This is a genomic window from Pseudomonas sp. GW823-FHT02F05, from assembly GCF_058797315.1.
The window spans coordinates 72986-90618 of the sequence record NZ_JBXAJM010000021.1 but is presented as its reverse complement, the minus strand read 5'-3'; the positions used below and the strand labels follow the sequence as shown (position 1 = coordinate 90618).

Sequence of the window (17633 nt, the reverse complement as noted above, 5' to 3'; positions counted from 1 at the left end):
TCTCCTGATGAACAAAAAACATGGCATGGCGCTCGCCGTCGCCCTGGGCCTGATGCTTTCCGGCTTCGCCCACGCCGAGGAAGAAGAAGGCAAGCTCGAACTCACCGAGCAGCAGATTCAAGCCGCCGGCATCCAGTTGGCCCAGGCGCAACCGCGTGCCATCAGCACCGTGCTGACGCTGCCGGGCGAAGTGCGTTTTGATGAAGACCGTACCTCCCATATCGTGCCCCGTGCGGCAGGCGTGGTGGAGGCGGTGAAGGTCAACCTGGGCCAGTCGGTGAAGAAGGGTGAGCTGTTGGCGGTGATCGCCAGCCAGCAGATTTCCGACCAGCGCAGCGAATTGGCGGCCAGTGAGCGCCGGGTCGAACTGGCGCGTACCACCTTCCAGCGCGAGCGTCAGTTGTGGCAGGACAAAATCTCTGCCGAACAGGATTACCTGCTGGCGCGGCAAACCCTGCAAGAAGCCGAAATCGCCCTGAACAATGCGCGGCAAAAAATGACTGCGCTCAGCGGCAGCGCCGTATTGGCCGGCGGCAATCGTTATGAACTGCGTGCGCCCTTCGCCGGTGTGGTGGTGGAAAAACACCTGGGGGTGGGCGAGGTGGTCAGTGAAACCAGTAATGCCTTTACCCTCTCGGATCTGTCCCAGGTGTGGGTCACCTTCGGCGTATTTCCCAAGGACTTGAACAAGGTTCGCGTGGGCAAACCGGTGAAAGTCAGCTCGACGGAAATGGGCACCGAAGTGCTGGGCACCGTGGCCTATGTGGGCAACTTGCTCGGTGAGCAGACGCGCACCGCCACCGTGCGCGTGACGGTCCCCAACCCTGACGACGCCTGGCGCCCGGGCTTGTTCGTCGCCGTGCAAGTGGCCACCGATACCTACCAGGCCAAGGTCACCGTGCCGCAAACCGCTGTCCAGACCGTCGAGGACAAACCCTCGGTGTTTGTGCGTACCGCGGACGGCTTTATCACCCGCCATCTTGAACTGGGCGTCAGTGAAAACGGTTACGTCGAAGTGCGCAAAGGCCTGGAGGCCGGCGCGCAGGTGGCGACGGCTGGCAGCTTCATCCTCAAGTCCGAACTGGGCAAAGGCTCGGCCGAACACGCCCATTGATCCTGCGAGTGATTCCCCATGTTTGAGCGCCTTATCCAATTCGCCATCGAGCAGCGCATCATCGTGTTGCTGGCGGTGCTGTTGATGGCCGGTGTCGGCATCGCCAGCTATCAGAAACTGCCCATCGACGCAGTGCCTGACATCACCAACGTACAGGTGCAGATCAACTCGGCGGCGGCCGGTTTTTCGCCGCTGGAAACCGAGCAGCGCGTCACCTTTCCCATCGAAACCGCCATGGCCGGCCTACCGGGCCTGCAGCAGACGCGATCGCTGTCGCGTTCCGGTTTGTCCCAGGTCACGGTGATTTTCAAGGACGGCACCGACCTGTTCTTCGCCCGCCAATTGGTCAACGAACGCCTGCAAGTGGCCCGTGAGCAATTGCCTGACGGCATCGAAACCGCCATGGGGCCGATTTCCACTGGCCTTGGGGAAATTTTCCTGTGGACCGTCGAAGCCGAGGACGGTGTGCGCAAAGAGGACGGTACGCCTTACACCCCCACCGACCTGCGGGTGATCCAGGACTGGATCATCAAACCGCAACTGCGCAACGTGCCAGGCGTGGCCGAGATCAATACCATCGGCGGCTTCGCCAAGGAATATCAGATTGCGCCAGACCCCAAGCGCCTGGCCGCTTACAACCTGACCCTCAACGATCTGGTCACGGCGCTGGAGCGCAACAACGCCAACGTCGGCGCCGGCTATATCGAGCGCAGCGGCGAACAGTTGTTGATCCGCGCGCCGGGCCAGGTGGCGTCTATCGACGACATCGCCAACATTGTCATCACCACCTCGGACGGCACACCGATCCGCGTGCGCAATGTGGCCCAGGTCGACATTGGTCGTGAGCTGCGTACCGGCGCCGCCACCGAAAATGGCCGTGAGGTGGTGCTGGGCACGGTGTTCATGTTGATCGGCGAGAACAGCCGCAGCGTGTCCCAGGCGGTGGCGAAAAAGCTTGAGGAGATCAACCGCTCGCTGCCCGAAGGCGTGGTGGCGGTCACTGTTTACGACCGCACCAACCTGGTGGAAAAAGCCATCGCCACGGTGAAGAAAAACCTCTTCGAAGGTGCGTTGCTGGTGGTGGCGGTGTTGTTTCTGTTCCTGGGTAATATCCGTGCAGCGCTGATCACTGCGATGGTGATTCCGCTGGCGATGCTGTTCACCTTCACCGGCATGTTCACCAACAAAGTCAGCGCCAACCTGATGAGCCTGGGCGCGCTGGACTTCGGCATTATCGTTGACGGTGCGGTGGTGATCGTCGAGAACGCCATCCGCCGTCTGGCCCACGCACAGCAGCGCCACGGCCGGTTGCTGACCCGCAGTGAACGCCTGCACGAAGTGTTCGCCGCGGCCAAGGAGGCACGACGCGCGCTGATCTTCGGGCAGTTGATCATCATGGTGGTGTACCTGCCGATCTTCGCTCTCACGGGCGTGGCCGGGAAGATGTTCCACCCCATGGCCTTCACCGTGGTGATTGCCTTGCTCGGCGCGATGATTCTGTCGGTGACCTTCGTACCGGCGGCGATTGCGTTGTTCGTCACCGGCAAGGTCAAGGAAGAAGAAAACTTCGTCATGCGCAGTGCGCGTCGGGTGTATGACCCGGTGCTCAACTGGGTGATGGTGCGTCGGCCCCTGGTGTTCGGCCTGGCCGCACTGACCATCGTCGTGTCGGGGTTGGTCGCCAGCCGCATGGGCAGTGAATTTATCCCCAGCCTCAGCGAAGGTGACTTTGCCCAACAGGCGCTGCGTGTGCCTGGCACCAGCCTGACCCAATCAGTGCAGATGCAGCAGCAGCTGGAAAAAACCTTACTGGCCCAAGTGCCGGAAATCGAGCGGGTGTTTGCGCGCACCGGTACGGCGGAAATCGCCTCCGACCCGATGCCGCCGAATATTTCCGACAGCTACGTGATGCTCAAACCCAAGGACCAATGGCCGAACCCGAAGAAGTCCCGCGAGGCAATCATCGCCGATATCCAACGGGCCAGCGCGATTGTGCCGGGCAGCGTGTATGAGCTGTCGCAGCCGATCCAGTTGCGCTTCAACGAGCTGATTTCCGGAGTGCGCAGCGATGTGGCGGTGAAGGTGTTCGGCGATGATATGGCGGTGCTCAACCAGACTGCCGGGGAAATCGCCGAGACCTTGCAGAAGCTCAACGGCGCCTCGGAAGTGAAGGTGGAACAGACCTCCGGCCTGCCGGTGCTGACCATCAATATCGACCGCGACAAGACCGCTCGCTTCGGCCTGAATGTGGGTGATGTGCAGGACACCATCGCCGTCGCTGTCGGTGGGCGCCAGGCCGGTACGCTGTACGAGGGTGATCGGCGTTTTGACATGGTGGTGCGCTTGTCCGACACGTTGCGCACCGATATCGACGGCTTGTCACGGCTGTTGATCCCGGTGCCGGCGCTGGCGAGTAGTACCTCGGGGCAGTTGGGCTTTATCGCCTTGTCCCAGGTTGCCAGCCTCGACCTGGTGCTGGGCCCCAACCAGATCAGCCGCGAGAACGGCAAGCGCCTGGTGATCGTCAGCGCCAACGTGCGCGGGCGCGATATCGGCTCGTTTGTCGAGGAGGCCGAAGCCGCCATCACCACCCAGGTGAAAGTCCCTGCCGGTTACTGGACCACCTGGGGCGGCCAGTTCGAACAGTTGAAGGAGGCTTCCGAACGCTTGCGCATCGTGGTGCCGGTAGCGTTGCTGTTGGTGTTCGGGTTGCTGTTCATGATGTTCAACAACCTCAAGGACGGCCTGCTGGTGTTTACCGGCATCCCCTTCGCGCTGACCGGCGGGATCATGGCCTTGTGGCTGCGTGATATTCCGCTGTCGATTTCGGCGGGTGTGGGCTTTATCGCCTTGTCGGGCGTGGCGGTGCTTAATGGCCTGGTGATGATCGCGTTCATCCGAAACCTGCGCGAGGAAGGCCGCTCGTTATCGGTGGCGATTCACGAAGGCGCGTTGACCCGCTTGCGCCCGGTGCTGATGACCGCGCTGGTGGCGTCCCTCGGATTTATCCCCATGGCACTCGCCACCGGCACCGGCGCCGAAGTGCAGCGCCCATTGGCGACGGTGGTGATTGGCGGGATTATTTCTTCGACTTTGCTGACCTTGCTGGTGCTGCCGGCGTTGTACCAATGGGCTCATCGCCGCGATGAAGAGACCGCCTGACAACCGTGAAAACGCCGCAATGTGCGGGCTTACCCTCTGTAGGAGCGAGCTTGCTCGCGAAAAACCCACAGGCGCCGCGTTTATTCAGGAAACACGCGTTATCGTTGACGTTTTTCGCGAGCAAGCTCGCTCCTACATTGGGCCTAGGCTGGCTTTGAAGGAAACACCAGGCTGAACCGCGTAAAACGCCCAGGCTGGCTGGTGACATGAGCATGCCCCTGATGCAAATGCATGATCGATTTCACGATGGCCAGCCCCAGCCCGGTGCCGCCCTCGGCACGGGTACGGCTGCTGTCGGCGCGGTAGAAACGTTCGAACAGGTGCGGCAGGTGGTGCGCTTCAATGCCTCGCCCCGGGTTGCCCACCGACAGCGATACGCTCTGCTCGTAGGTCTCCACCAACAGCAACACGGTAGAGGCCTCGGGTGTGTGGCGAATGGCATTGGAGAGCAAGTTGGAAATCGCCCGCTGGATCATCAGGCGGTCGCCGGTCACCCGGGCATCGCCGCGCAAGCTCAGGGTGACGCCTTTATCTTCGGCACTCATGGCAAACAACTCCATCACCCGCTGGGCTTCCTGCGCCAGGGACACCTCGGTGAATGAGGCCCGCGCCGCCGGGTGGCTGACCTGCGCCAGAAACAGCATGTCGCTGACAATCCGCGCCAGGCGTTCGAGCTCTTCGGTGTTGGATTCCAGCACCGCCTTGTATTCCTGCGGCGGGCGCTGGCGCGACAGGGTCAACTGGGCCTTGCCCATGAGGTTGGTCAAGGGCGCGCGCAGTTCGTGGGCCAGGTCATCGGAGAATTGCGAGAGTTGCTGCACCCCGGCATCCAGGCGGTCAAGCATCACGTTGATGCCGTGGGCCAGTTCACCCAGTTCGTGGGGCAGGTTGTCCACAGACAAGCGATGGGTGAGGTCTTGGGTGGTGACTTTCGCCGCCACCTGGCTGAACTGCTTCAACGGCGCCAGGCCCCGTTGCACCAGCCACCAGGCGCCCATGCCAATCAGTATCAGCAGTAGCGGCAGCGCAATCAGCGTGGCGCGCAGGTAGGCACTGAGCAATGCCTGGTCGTCCATGCGGTCCAGGGACAGCAGCACCCGCACGCGTTCACCGTTGGCCAGGCGCATCAAGCTGGAGGCACTGAGTACCTGGTTGCCGTAGCTGTCGACCCAATTGAGGTAGCCCAGGGTTTCCCGTGGCTTGAAGTCGGTGAGCAGTGGCTCCTGGGGCTTGCTGCCGACGTTCAGCAGCACGCTGTTATCGGGCGCGGTGCCGACGATGGTCAGGTGGAAATTGTCGTGGCCGATCACCAGGTCCATCAGCGAGTGCGGGCGGGCGCGGATGGCATGGGCGTCCAGGCCCAGGGCCAGGCTGTGCTGGATCTGTTCCATCTTGCTTTCCAGGTTCTTGCGCGCGAGTTTTTCCAGCTCATGGGTGAGGGCCAGGTAGGCCAGGGTCGCTAGCAGCAACACCAGGCCCGCGCCCATCAGGCTGACCGTCAGGCCCAGGCGCATCGACAGGCTGCCGGTCTTCATGGGCGCGCTTCCAGCACGTAGCCCACGCCGCGAATAGTGTGGATCAGCTTGACCTCGCTCTGGTCATCCACCTTGGCGCGCAGGCGGCTGATGGAGACTTCGACCACGTTGGTGTCGCAGTCGAAATTCATGTCCCAGACCAGGGAAATAATCTGTGTGCGGGTCAGCACTTCGCCGGCCTGGCGCATGAGCACTTGCAACAGCGCGAACTCCTTGGTGGTCAGGTCGATGCGCCGGGTGCCGCGATAAGCGCGGTGGCGGCGCGGGTCCAGTTCCAGGTCCGAGACGCGGAACACTTCCGGCTGTGGAATGTGCTCGCTGCGACGCATCAGGGTGCGCACGCGAGCCAGCAGTTCGGGAAACTCGAACGGCTTGACCAGATAATCGTCGGCGCCCATGTCCAGGCCCTTGATCTTGTCAGCCAGCCGGCCACGGGCGGTGAGCATCATCACGCGCTGGGTGCCGTTGCGGCGCAATTCTTCCAGTACTTGCCAGCCATCCTTGCCCGGCAGGTTCACGTCCAGAATCACCAGTTCATAGGCGTGTTGCCCGGCCAGGTGCAGGCCGTCGATACCATTGGCGGCGCAGTCGACCACGTAGCCACTTTCGTTCAGGCCCTGTTGCAGGTAGTCGGCGGTTTTCTGCTCGTCTTCAACCACAAGAATACGCATGGGGGTTACCTCTTGAATTAGGGGAGAGAAGGCGCCCATGTCCCTATGGCGGCGGGTTCGGAAGTGGGAAAAGTCTGAAGGCTAAAGTAGCTTTAGGGTCAACTGCGACCGTCGGTCGCATGTGTCGCAGGCAAAAAAAACGCCCCAAGCGGGGCGTTAAAAATTCATCTCTTTCCAAAGGAGCTACACAAAAGCTTCAGAGATGAATGTGCTCGGGTGAATAAGTTGAAGCGAGTATAGAAAGTTCCACTTAACGAGAAGCTGAGGCCAATATTACAATTTTGATAACTGGCTATTTGTGAACAGATGTTAGTTAATCGCGAGCGAATGTAAGGGCTACAGCACGACCAATGGGTATTCGGCAATCAGACGAACTTCTTCCAGGTCTGATTCAAACGCACTGGAGCGCACGGTGGCCTGGCGCAAGCGCAGGGACAAATCCTTCAAACGCCCACTTTGCACCACGTATTTGGCCTCGATATCCCGTTCCCAGCGGCGTTGATCGGTCAAGGGGTTACCCGCTGCATCGCGGCGCATATACACGGCATTGGCGTTGCTATAGTCGGCGCCGGTGCCTTTGCCGTAGCGGGTCATGAACGACAAGCCGGGAATGCCGAACGCTTGCATGTCCAGGTCGTAGCGCACCATCCATGAGCGCTCCTTGGGCGCGTTGAAGTCGCTGTACTGGATCGAGTTATTGAGGAAGATCGAGTCTGATTGGCGCAGGTAGTCGAAGTCATCGTCGCCGTTGTTACGCTGGTGCGACACGGCCACGCTGTGGGCACCGACCTTGACCCCGAGCCTGGCGCTCCAGATGTTGTTGTCGAACTCGCCGAGCCGTTTCTGGCCTTCGTCCACGGCCTTGTAGTAGTTGAAGTCGCCGAACAATGACACGTCGTCGGTCAATGCGTAATTGGCATTGCTGCCGAAGTAGTACTGATCCCAGGCGTCCTTCAAGCGGCTGCTGTACAGGCTAAAGCCCAGATGGCTGTTGAGCTGGTAGTCACCGCCGAAGTAGGCGATCCAGGGCGAGTCGACCTTGCCTGCATAGAAGGTGGCAAAGCCTTTGTTCATGCCGCTTTCACTGGGCTGGCTCATGCCGCTCAGGCGCCCGCCTTGCAGGCTCAAGCCTTCCAGACTGGTGTTTTGCAGGGTGACGCCGCGAAAGCTCTCGGGCAACAGGCGAGAGTCGCCGTAGGCCACCACCGGCGTAAGTGGGAACACGTCGCCGGCCTTGATCACGGTGTCCAGCACGCGCAGTTTCGCCGCGCCGCCGATTTTGCTGTAGCTGTTTTCCGGCTGGTTGTCGCTGTTCACCGGCAGCACGCCGAACGAGCCTTTGCCGCCGCTGCGGCCGCTGCCCGAGTCAAGTGTGAGGCCGTACATGGCGAATGCGTCCAGGCCAAAACCCACGGTGCCCTGGGTAAAACCGGATTCGAATTTGCCGATGAAACCCTGGGCCCAGGCTTCGGAGTAACCATTGCCAGTGGGGCTGGACTGGCCTTTGCGGTCATCGCGGTTGAAGTAGAAGTTGCGTGCCAGCACGTTGATGCGGCTGCCCTCTATAAAACCCTCGGGCTTGTCCTCCACTGCCATGGCGGCCATGGGCAGTGCAGCCATCAGTGAAAAGGGAAGGGTGTAATGACGAATGCTCATGATGCGCTCCTCGGTGATGGCAGTTATCGGCTTCTTATAGAGGCGGGCGTTTTTATTGATCTGGCCCTGGCTGATAGTTGCAAATGGCGGATAACAACTGCATGGCTTGCACATTACAATTCTGGAAACTAACGACTATCTAACAAATAAGTAATGTTCTGGTGAACCTGCCGTCAGGGTGGGTTGGTTAATCTCGACACTGAACTTTTCAGTCGAGGAAACCGCGATGAACTTTTATAAAGCAGGTTTGGCTGTATTAACGGCTGTGTTGTCATTTGGCGCACTGGCCGAAGGGGGTGGGGACCGCACCTTTGCCCTGATGATGGAGCGCAATGAGAAAGCCATGGCCGCGTACGCCATCAAAAAAGGCAAGCCGGTGCCTGAGGTCCAGGCGTACCGCTATGGCATGGACCTGGACATTGCCAAGGTCGTCAACGTGACGCCGCCGATCCGCTCGTGCAACGCCGTACCGTCGCGCATGACCTACGAAGACTCCAGCGGCAAGCTCAATACCCTGGAATATCAGGTCATGGGCGTATGCCGTAACAATGGCGGTTGAAAATATAGTTCGGCCCAGGGCTCAAGCGCTCTTCAGAAAACCCCGGCAGCGCCGATGCAAGTGAGTACACCTACCTCACTTGCCTAACGGTGCCCCATGTTCAATACCCGCCTGAAGCAGGAGCTGACCGCTCTGCGCGAAGAATTGTCGAGCTTGCTCCAGGTGAAAGAGAGCCTGGAAAGCGAAATGCTCTGCCTGACACTGGACCCTGAAGGCCGTGTGGAGTGGGCCAATGCCAACTTCCTGCAGGAACTGGCTTATTCGCTGGGCGAGATTGTCGGGCGTGCTATCGAAGACCTGGTGCCGGCACATGTGCGCCAGGACGAGTTCCAACTGCGCTTCAAGCACGCGCTTGCCCGCGGCGAACACTTTGCCGGCGCCGTACGCCTGATGCGCGGCAATGGCAAGGAAGCCTGGTTGCGCTCAATCGTGCAGCCGGTGCGTAGTTCGGAGGGGCGCATCAAGCAGTTTTCGATTTTTTCCAGCGACCTTACCCGCACCATCGAGAGCTCGCGTGAACATGAAAACCTGATCACTGCACTGATGCGTTCCACCGCGTTGATCGAGTTCGACCTGGAGGGGCATGTACTCACCGCCAATGACCGCTTCCTCGGCGCCATGGGATACAGCCTGGCGCAGATCGAAGGCAAGCATCACCGTATGTTCTGTGAGCCACAGGAATACAACAGTGCCGAATACCAACAGTTCTGGAAGCGCCTGAACGCCGGTGAGTTCGTCGCCGCGCGCTTCAAACGTGTGGACAGCCACGGCCGCTTGGTGTGGTTGGAGGCCACCTACAACCCGGTGCTGGACGCCAATGAGCGGCTGTACAAAGTGGTCAAGTTCGCCACGGTCATTACCGACCAGGTCAACCGCGAGCAGGCAGTGGCCGAGGCCGCCAATATTGCCTACAGCACCTCTTTGCAAACCGACGACAGCGCCCAGCGCGGCACCACCGTGGTCACCCAGGCCGTGGACGTTATGCGCGACCTGGCCCAGCACATGCAACAGGCCGGTGAAGGCATCGAGGCGTTGAATGCCCAGTCCCAAGTGATCGGCAGCATCGTCAAGACGATCAGCGGCATTGCCGAGCAAACCAACCTGCTGGCGCTCAACGCCGCCATCGAAGCGGCGCGTGCCGGTGAGCAGGGGCGTGGCTTTGCGGTGGTGGCCGATGAAGTACGGCAATTGGCGTCACGTACCAGCAAAGCTACCGAGGAAATTGTCGGTGTGGTGCGCCAGAACCAGGACATGGCCCGCGACGCGGTGGCCTTGATGGCCGACGGTCGTGCGCAAGCCGAGCAGGGCCTGGCCCTGGCGGCGGAGGCGGGTACCGTGATCGTCGAAATTCAGGACGGTGCGCAAAAAGTAGTGAGTGCGGTCGGGCAGTTTGCCAATCAGCTGTCGAGCTGACCTGTCGGGCTTGTGCTTGAGGTATCGTAGGTCTTTTCTCGCTTGCAGAGCTGATCGACCATGAGCCCTACGTTCCGTCGCCCCGTCCCATTGTCCAAGGCTTACCGTTTGCTCAACCACGGGCCGACCGTGTTGGTGAGTGCAGCCCACAACGGCCAGCGCAATATCATGGCTGCTGCCTGGGCCATGCCGTTGGATTTCGAACCACCGAAAGTCGCGGTGGTGCTCGACAAGGCCACCTGGACCCGCCAGCTACTTGAAGGCGCCGGCACCTTCGTACTGCAAGTGCCTTGTGCCGCACAGGCTGATCTGGTGCAAACGGTGGGCAATACCCGCGGTGCTGAAACCGACAAATTCGCAGCCTACGGCCTGCACACTTTCAGCGGTGAGCACACCGAGGCGCCGATGCTGGAAGGCTGCGTGGCTTGGCTGGAATGCCGCCTGCTGCCCGAGCCGCATAATCAGCAGGCCTATGACCTGTTCCTGGGCGAAGTGGTCGCGGCCTATGCTGATGAGCGGGTATTCAGCGAGGGCCGCTGGCATTTTGAAGGGCATGATGAACTGCGCACGTTGCACCATGTGGCGGGCGGGAATTTCCTGGCCATTGGCCAACCGATTGTCGGGCGCCAGCTCTGACAGAGGCGCAAAGCCACGAAGATCAACTGTGGGAGCTGGCTTGCCTGCGATGGCATCACCTCGGTGTATCTGATGTACCGAGGTGTCTGCATCGCAGGCAAGCCAGCTCCCACAGTTTGAACGTATTCCAACCCAGTACTCAGCGTCCGAGCATTTTCACCCAACGCGATGGCGGCATGCCGTAGGTGCTGCGAAATTGGCGGGTCATGTGGCTTTGGTCGGTGAAGCCTGCGGTCATCGCCGCATCCACCAACGATTGGCCCTGGGCCAACAAGTGGCGCACCAGGTCCAGTCGGCGCATGGTCAGGTAGCGGTAGGGGCTGGTGCCGAATAACAAACGAAAATCCCGCGATAACGCCCACCGGTCGCGGCCGGCGTGGTCGGCAATTTCATCCAGGGTGATGCTGCGGCCCAGGGCGCTGTGGATGAATTCACGGGCGCGTTCGGCCGCAAAGTAGTCGAAGGATTTACGGCGGATGATGGCCCCGGACGCAGCGCTCAGCGCGTGGGCCAGGTCGAACAGGGCATCTTGCTCTTGCATCGGGTCAATCGGGCAATCCAGGCTTTGCAGCAACACTTCGCTGGCGCGGTGCAGCCGTGGGTCGGTGGACAAGCCGCCGGGGATAAACGGCAACGGCTGCCCACCGAGGATCTGCTGGATCAGCGCCGGCTCCACATAGATCATCCGGTACTTGAAGCCTTCATCGCTGCCGGCACGGCCGTCATGGGTTTCATCGGGGTGGATCACCATGGTGGTGCCGGGCAGGCTGTGGGTTGTGCCGCCGCGATAATGAAAACTCTGTACGCCGAACAACGTGCGCCCTATGGCGTACGTATCATGGCGATGAGGGTCGAAGGCGAAGCCGGCAAAGTACGCCTCGATACGGTCCAGGCCACTGGCGTGGGGCGCGCGGTGCAGCCAGTCGAGGGAGTGGATGGGGTTGCCCATGGTGACTTGTCACAAAAGGAAGTGGAAACACGTTAACTGAGTCTGCACCGGTTGTCTGCCGGGGTCTTGTACGATTGTGCAGGTGTGGGGCAATGCACATCGGGTAGCGAATCGCTAACCACCCATGGTAAGAAGCCTTACTTTCAACAGTGAGGCCGGGTCATGAGCAAGGTGCGGGTAGGGATTATTTTTGGTGGCCGTTCGGCTGAGCACGAGGTCTCGCTGCAATCGGCGCGCAACATTGTCGATGCCCTTGATCGCTCACGCTTCGAGCCGGTTTTGATCGGTATCGACAAGGCCGGCCACTGGCACCTCAACGACACCTCGAACTTCCTGCTCAACCAGGAAAACCCGGCGCTCATCGCCCTCAACCAGTCCAACCGTGAATTGGCCGTGGTGCCCGGCAAGGCCAGCCAGCAAGTGGTGGAAACTTCCGGGCAGGGCATGCTGGAACACATCGACGTGATCTTCCCGATTGTCCACGGCACCCTCGGTGAAGACGGTTGCCTGCAGGGCTTGCTGCGCATGGCGGACTTGCCCTTCGTCGGCTCCGACGTGCTCGGTTCGGCGGTGTGCATGGACAAAGACATCAGCAAGCGCCTGCTACGTGACGCGGGTATTGCGGTCACGCCGTTCATCACCCTTACGCGAGCTAATGCGGCGCGCACCTCGTTTGAAACGGCCGCTGGCAAGCTCGGTGTGCCGATGTTCGTCAAGCCCGCTAACCAGGGTTCGTCGGTGGGGGTAAGCAAAGTCGGCAGCGAAGCCGAGTACCGCGCTGCCGTTGAACTGGCGTTGGGGTTTGATGAGAAGGTGCTGGTGGAGTCCGCCGTTCAGGGCCGTGAGATCGAATGCGCCGTGCTGGGCAATGACGAGCCCATCGCCAGCGGTTGTGGCGAGATCGTGGTGAGCAGTGGTTTCTATTCCTACGACAGCAAATACATCGATGGCCAGGCTGCTCAGGTGGTGGTGCCGGCGGCGATCAGTCACGAAGCCAGCGAACGGATTCGCAGCCTGGCCATTGAGGCGTTTGAAGTGTTGGGCTGCGCCGGGTTGGCGCGGGTGGATGTGTTCCTGACGCAGGACGGCGAAGTGCTGATCAACGAGATCAACTCACTGCCCGGTTTTACCCGCATCAGCATGTACCCCAAGCTGTGGCAGGCGGCGGGCATGAGCTACAGCGAGTTGGTGAGCCGGTTGATTGAGTTGGCGTTGGAGCGGCATGCGGGGCGCAAGGGCTTGAAGATCAACCGCCAGTGATTGGCCCGAAGCAGTAACGCGATCAGGCGTTACTGAGTACTTCGCGAAAAACGTCCGGCCTTATGGCCGCAATATGCAGTAGCGAACGTGCTGCTCCGGAAGGTGCGCGACGCCCTTGCTCCCATTCTTGAAGGGTTCTTACTGACACGCCCAGAAGCTCGGCAAATTTGGGTTGTGAGAGCCCTGTCTTGCTTCTTGCTTCGGCAGCCTGAGTGACCTCAACGTGCTGCACGGCACCGTAACGTCCCGCTTTGACATCCTGAATGGCTGTGAGTAGTTCTTCGCCTATATTGCGTTTGGCGTCACGTTCCTTCAGTTCTTTATCAGTGAGTGGCATGGTTCATTTCCTTTGCGATTTTGTACAGGATATGTGCCGGAATATTCTCCGTGGCGCTCTTGCCATAAATCAGTAGCGCGACGACTGCTCCGCACTCCAGTTGTGTGGTGTAGATGACCCGCACTGATCCACTTTTACCCCGGCCCTCCATGCTCCAGCGTATCTTTCGGCAACCTCCCGAGCGCGGAATGACATTTCCAGCATCAGGATGGCTGGCGAGAAACGCCATGAAGATACCTTTTTCATCTTCAGTCCAATAGTCAGGCCATTGCCTGCTGAAGAGAGGGGATTCTATGAGAGTGAGCACGCGAAATTCTACGTCTTTGACGTAGCCTCTGGCAAGAAAGGGCGGGCCAGAAAATCGCAGGTGAGAAGGGGCTGCTCAAGAAGGTTTCTATCGTAAAAAATGACATGGCACTTTGAGTTCTGGCGCTCTGCGTAGGATTTAAGGCGTAAGGTTGCAGGTCTTTTTTATAAGCCTGTACGAATAGATCAACACCTTAATCACCCAACGCCTCACCTTCACGCCGAGGGTCAGCACCGCCACTGAGCGTCACCTTGCCCTGGGCATCCCGCGTGCGCACGATGGCCTGCACGCCGCTGGTCATCTCGATCTCGCTCAGGGCGTGGCCCTTGTCCTTGAGCGCCTGTTTCAGCGCCGGGCTGAACAGCCCAGTTTCCAACTCGGTAGCACCATTGCGACTGCCGAAGTTAGGCAGGCTGATGGCCGCCTGCGGGTCGAGCTTCCAGTCGAGCATGGCCACCAGGGATTTACTCACGTACTCGATGATCTGCGAGCCGCCGGGGGAGCCGACGGTAGCCAGCAGTTCGCCCGTGTTGCGGTCGAACACCAGGGTCGGCGCCATGGCCGAGCGTGGGCGTTTGCCCGGTTGTACGCGGTTGGCTACAGGCTGGCCGTTTTCTGCGGGGATGAACGAGAAGTCGGTCATCTGGTTGTTGAGCAAAAAGCCCTGGACCATCACATGAGAGCCGAATGCTGCTTCAACCGTGGTGGTCATCGACACGGCGCCGCCCTGGTCGTCCACTGCCACTACCTGTGAGGTGGAGATGCGCAGCGGCGAGCGGTCTGGTGCGTACGCCACCTGAATACCGGCGGGTTGGCCGGGCTTGGCGATGCCCATGCTGCGCTCGCCGATCAGCGTGGCGCGTTGTGCCAGGTAACCTGGCGCGACGAGGCCGGCGACCGGGACGGGGGTGAAGTCTGCATCGGCCACGTACAGCGCGCGGTCGGCAAAGGCCAGGCGCCCGGCTTCGGCGAGCAGGTGCACGGCCTCGGGTGTCGGCTCAAGCCCGGCCGGCGAAACACTCTTGACCGGTGTCATGGGGGCGATGGCCAGGCGTGGGTCGCGGGTTTCCAGCGCCTGCAATGTCCCCAGGATCTGCGCCACGGCAATCCCGCCCGAGGACGGCGGTGGCATGCCGCAGACCTTCCATTGTTTGTAGTCGGTGCACAGCGGTGCGCGCTGCTTGGCGGCGTAGCCCTTGAGGTCGGCCTGGGACAGGCTGCCGGCATTGCGATGGCCCTGTACCTTGCGTGCGATTTCATCGGCAATCGGGCCTTGGTATAGAGCATCCGGCCCTTCCTTGGCGATGCGCTTGAACACCGCGGCCAGTGCCGGGTTTTTCAACCGTGTACCGGTGGCTTTTGGCGAGCCGTCGGCATTCAGGAAGTACGCCGCCATGTCGGGTGATTGCGCGATAAAGCGGTCAGCGGCGATCAAGCTGTGCAAGCGTGGGGAAATGGCAAAGCCTTGCTCCGACAGACGAATTGCCGGCTCGAACAGCTTGGCCCATTGCAGGTGGCCGCTCTTTTTGTGCGCCATCTCCAGGGCGCGCAGTACGCCCGGCGTACCCACCGAGCGCCCGCCAATCTGCGCATCCGTGAACGCCATCGGCGTACCGTCGGCCTTCAGGAACAGACGCTCTGTCGCCCCGGCCGGTGCTGTTTCACGGCCGTCATAAGCCTGCACCTGTTGTCCATCCCACAGCATGATGAATGCACCGCCGCCGATGCCGGACGATTGCGGTTCCACCAGAGTCAATACCGCTTGCATGGCAATCGCCGCATCAATGGCTGAGCCGCCTTGACGCAGCATTTCACGCCCGGCTTCAGCGGCCAGTGGGTTGGCGGCGGCGGCCATATGGCGCTCGGCGTGGCGGGTGCTCAGGTCGGTGCGATAGCCCGAACCCAGCTCTGGCGCCGGAGGCTGTTCGTTGACGGGCGTGTGGCAGGCTGCGAGGGCCAGGGTTGCGGCGATGACTGTCAGGCTGCGGCGGGAAATCAAAAACACGCGCTGAACTCCGTTCATGTTGAGAAGGTGCTGTGGTCCTTGGGCTACTGCGTTTTTTACAGGTAAATCGTGCCTTGCATGTACAGCACGGCCTTGCCGGAAATAATCACCCGGTCACCCTGGAGTTCACAGCGCAACTGGCCCTTACGCTGGCCGCCTTGTTCGGCGCTCAATTGTGACTTGCCCAGGCGCTCGGCCCAGAACGGTGCCAGCGAGGTGTGCGCCGAGCCGGTAACCGGGTCTTCATTGACGCCCACATTCGGGCCGAACCAGCGCGAGACAAAATCAAACCGCGTGCTCTTGGCGGTCACCGCAATACCGCGTTTAGGCAGGCCTTTGAGTCGCGCAAAGTCCGGTGCGAGGGTCGCTACCTGCGCTTCATCTTCCACCAGCACAATATAGTCGTCGGTGCCAAACACCTCGGCGGTTTCAAGCCCCAGGGCACTCAACATGCCGTGGGGCGGCTCGCAGCGTTCGGGTTTCTTTGCCGGAAAATCCATCGCCAGCTCATCGCCGTTGCGCGTTACCCGCAACTCGCCGCTACGGGTGGCAAAGCGCAGAACCTGCGGGGCGTCCGCCAATTTGTGGATCAATACCCACGCGGCTGCCAACGTGGCATGGCCGCACAGGTCCACCTCAACTTCCGGCGTGAGCCAGCGCAACTCATAGAACTCGCCACGGGGTACAAAGAACGCGGTTTCCGAAAGATTATTCTCGGCCGCGATCTGCTGCAGTTGCTCGTCGGGCAGCCACTCGGTGAGCGGGCACACTGCTGCCGGGTTGCCGCCGAAGGGATGGTGGCTGAAAGCGTCGACTTGGTAGATGTCCAGTTGCATCGGGGGCACTCCGTGTTCAGGGGAGGCTGGACACTAACAGTGGGGTAGGGGGGCGTCAAAATACAGTTAGGGAGTTTTTTGCGCGCATAAAAAAACGGCCTACCTTTCGGTAAGCCGTTTTTAGTACTTGGTGGCTACACAGGGACTTGAACCCCGGACCCCAGCATTATGAATGCTATGCTCTAACCAACTGAGCTATGTAGCCAAGTGGCGCGCATTATTCGCTTGGAACGGCAATGCGTCAAGCGTTTTTATTGAATTTTTTTCTACGCTTTCAACTGTTTAAGCCAAAGCCCTGGTTTTGGCGACGGGCGGTGACGAATGCGTTGTGGATGAGGGGAGTGGAAGCGCTTGGCGTCTTCGAAGGTTTACTCGCAGGCCATGTCCGACAATGTTGGGCAGATATCCCTGTCGCCCAACACGTGACTGGCTAACTCAACTTACCGATGCAGTGGGGGGTGGGTGACGCGCTTGAGCTGTTCGCGGGCCCGTGACAAGCGCGAGCGCACGGTGCCGATAGGAATGTCCAGTACATCGGCGGTGTCCTGGTAACTGCCGTCGGTTTCCAGCGAGGCGTACAGTGTTCTGCGCATCTCGGTCGGCAAGTGGTCAATCGCACTCAGGGTATTTTCCAAGCGCCGGTTGACTTCGAACTCCCAGTCCAGGCTGTGGCTTTCTTCATGGCCATGCCACAGCGACTCGTCGAATTCGCAATGTGCAGGCTTGGCATACAGGCGCCGGAAGTGATTGCGGATCAGGTTCTGTGCGATGCCGCACATCCAGGTGCTGAGTGTCGCGGTACCACTGAAACGTTCGCGATTGCGCCAGGCCTCCAGGTAAGTCAATTGCAAAAGATCATCCGCGTCTTCCGGGTTCAGGACCCGTTTGTGAATGAAACGGCGAAGTTTTTTCTGTTGATCGTCTGTCAGATGGAGCATGAATTGAGGCGAACTGCCACCAAGGTGAACGAGGGCTTCAATAGGGATATTCATGATTTTTCCTTAAGGTAGACGCAGTCGAAATAGTTTCGGCGGTTACCTCTTTTGCACTGCCTGTGCCAAAGGAGAATCATTGTGTAACCTTATGATTTATATAAATAAATACGTTATGGTCGTGGTGGTTTTGTGCAGTAATTTGCAAAAGGCACCAGGGACCTGTGCGGGTTTTTTCATCTTGTTGGATGAGTGAGTTTC

15 protein-coding genes, 1 tRNA gene and 1 pseudogene are annotated in these 17633 nt (G+C 60.1%); 7 read left to right on the top strand and 10 right to left on the bottom strand.

What is annotated here, in order from left to right; translation table 11 throughout:
- The first annotated feature begins 7 nt into the window (after nucleotides 1–7).
- Together AC1RAC_RS22995 and AC1RAC_RS22990 are read left to right on the top strand one after the other, a co-directional pair.
- A complete protein-coding gene (locus AC1RAC_RS22995) occupies nucleotides 8–1114 on the top strand; it encodes an efflux RND transporter periplasmic adaptor subunit (RefSeq protein WP_054921776.1) in 1107 nt (368 codons plus the stop codon).
- Nucleotides 1115–1132: 18 nt separating this feature from the next.
- Entirely contained in the window at nucleotides 1133–4276 is a 3144-nt protein-coding gene (locus tag AC1RAC_RS22990) for a CusA/CzcA family heavy metal efflux RND transporter (RefSeq protein ID WP_054921778.1), read from the top strand.
- Nucleotides 4277–4419: 143 nt separating this feature from the next.
- On the opposite strand, the gene AC1RAC_RS22985 is transcribed toward AC1RAC_RS22990, so the two are convergent.
- From AC1RAC_RS22985 to AC1RAC_RS22975, 3 genes are all read right to left on the bottom strand, one after another.
- Nucleotides 4420–5811, bottom strand: a complete 1392-nt coding sequence (locus AC1RAC_RS22985) for a heavy metal sensor histidine kinase (RefSeq protein WP_054921780.1) — start codon at nucleotides 5809–5811, stop codon at nucleotides 4420–4422.
- A complete protein-coding gene (locus AC1RAC_RS22980; RefSeq protein ID WP_032893695.1) occupies nucleotides 5808–6482 on the bottom strand; it encodes a heavy metal response regulator transcription factor in 675 nt (224 codons plus the stop codon). Before AC1RAC_RS22980 ends, AC1RAC_RS22985 begins: the two co-directional genes overlap by 4 nt.
- A gap of 336 nt (nucleotides 6483–6818) precedes the next feature.
- Nucleotides 6819–8138, bottom strand: coding sequence for an OprD family porin (locus tag AC1RAC_RS22975; RefSeq protein ID WP_054921782.1), 1320 nt, complete (start codon nucleotides 8136–8138; stop codon nucleotides 6819–6821).
- Nucleotides 8139–8364: 226 nt separating this feature from the next.
- Between AC1RAC_RS22975 and AC1RAC_RS22970 the strand changes: the two genes are divergently transcribed.
- The 4 genes and pseudogenes from AC1RAC_RS22970 (at nucleotide 8365) to AC1RAC_RS22955 (ending at nucleotide 10746) form a co-directional block, all read left to right on the top strand.
- A complete protein-coding gene (locus tag AC1RAC_RS22970) occupies nucleotides 8365–8697 on the top strand; it encodes a DUF2790 domain-containing protein (RefSeq protein ID WP_014716799.1) in 333 nt (110 codons plus the stop codon).
- 96 nt (nucleotides 8698–8793) lie between these two features.
- Nucleotides 8794–9570: pseudogene (locus AC1RAC_RS22965) on the top strand (PAS domain-containing protein); the annotation flags it as partial.
- Between the two features lie 108 nt (nucleotides 9571–9678).
- Nucleotides 9679–10110 carry a methyl-accepting chemotaxis protein gene (locus tag AC1RAC_RS22960; RefSeq protein ID WP_370712620.1) on the top strand — a complete coding sequence of 144 codons (432 nt, stop codon included), beginning with the start codon at nucleotides 9679–9681 and terminating at the stop codon, nucleotides 10108–10110.
- A 60-nt stretch (nucleotides 10111–10170) separates the two neighbouring features.
- Nucleotides 10171–10746 carry a flavin reductase family protein gene (locus AC1RAC_RS22955; protein WP_034128112.1) on the top strand — a complete coding sequence of 192 codons (576 nt, stop codon included), beginning with the start codon at nucleotides 10171–10173 and terminating at the stop codon, nucleotides 10744–10746.
- A 139-nt stretch (nucleotides 10747–10885) separates the two neighbouring features.
- Here the strand turns inward: AC1RAC_RS22955 and AC1RAC_RS22950 are convergent, their stop codons facing one another.
- Nucleotides 10886–11695 (bottom strand): AraC family transcriptional regulator, encoded by an 810-nt coding sequence (locus tag AC1RAC_RS22950; RefSeq protein WP_057977416.1) that lies wholly within the window; start codon nucleotides 11693–11695, stop codon nucleotides 10886–10888.
- 162 nt (nucleotides 11696–11857) lie between these two features.
- Here AC1RAC_RS22950 and ddlA point away from each other — a divergent pair, with 162 nt between their 5' ends.
- Nucleotides 11858–12955: a D-alanine--D-alanine ligase gene (ddlA, locus tag AC1RAC_RS22945; protein WP_072446969.1), complete on the top strand. Its 1098-nt coding sequence runs from the start codon at nucleotides 11858–11860 to the stop codon at nucleotides 12953–12955.
- A 22-nt stretch (nucleotides 12956–12977) separates the two neighbouring features.
- On the opposite strand, the gene AC1RAC_RS22940 is transcribed toward ddlA, so the two are convergent.
- From AC1RAC_RS22940 to AC1RAC_RS22915, 6 genes are all read right to left on the bottom strand, one after another.
- Nucleotides 12978–13292: a helix-turn-helix domain-containing protein gene (locus AC1RAC_RS22940; protein WP_019817027.1), complete on the bottom strand. Its 315-nt coding sequence runs from the start codon at nucleotides 13290–13292 to the stop codon at nucleotides 12978–12980.
- Nucleotides 13279–13521, bottom strand: a complete 243-nt coding sequence (locus AC1RAC_RS22935; RefSeq protein WP_197986766.1) for a hypothetical protein — start codon at nucleotides 13519–13521, stop codon at nucleotides 13279–13281. Before AC1RAC_RS22935 ends, AC1RAC_RS22940 begins: the two co-directional genes overlap by 14 nt.
- Nucleotides 13522–13792: 271 nt before the next feature.
- Nucleotides 13793–15622, bottom strand: a complete 1830-nt coding sequence (ggt, locus tag AC1RAC_RS22930; protein ID WP_492617015.1) for a gamma-glutamyltransferase — start codon at nucleotides 15620–15622, stop codon at nucleotides 13793–13795.
- Nucleotides 15623–15660: 38 nt separating this feature from the next.
- A complete protein-coding gene (locus AC1RAC_RS22925; RefSeq protein WP_054921791.1) occupies nucleotides 15661–16440 on the bottom strand; it encodes a PhzF family phenazine biosynthesis protein in 780 nt (259 codons plus the stop codon).
- Nucleotides 16441–16568: 128 nt separating this feature from the next.
- A tRNA-Met gene (locus AC1RAC_RS22920) sits at nucleotides 16569–16645 on the bottom strand.
- A gap of 235 nt (nucleotides 16646–16880) precedes the next feature.
- A complete protein-coding gene (locus AC1RAC_RS22915) occupies nucleotides 16881–17432 on the bottom strand; it encodes an RNA polymerase sigma factor (RefSeq protein WP_492617014.1) in 552 nt (183 codons plus the stop codon).
- Nucleotides 17433–17633: the final 201 nt, after the last annotated feature.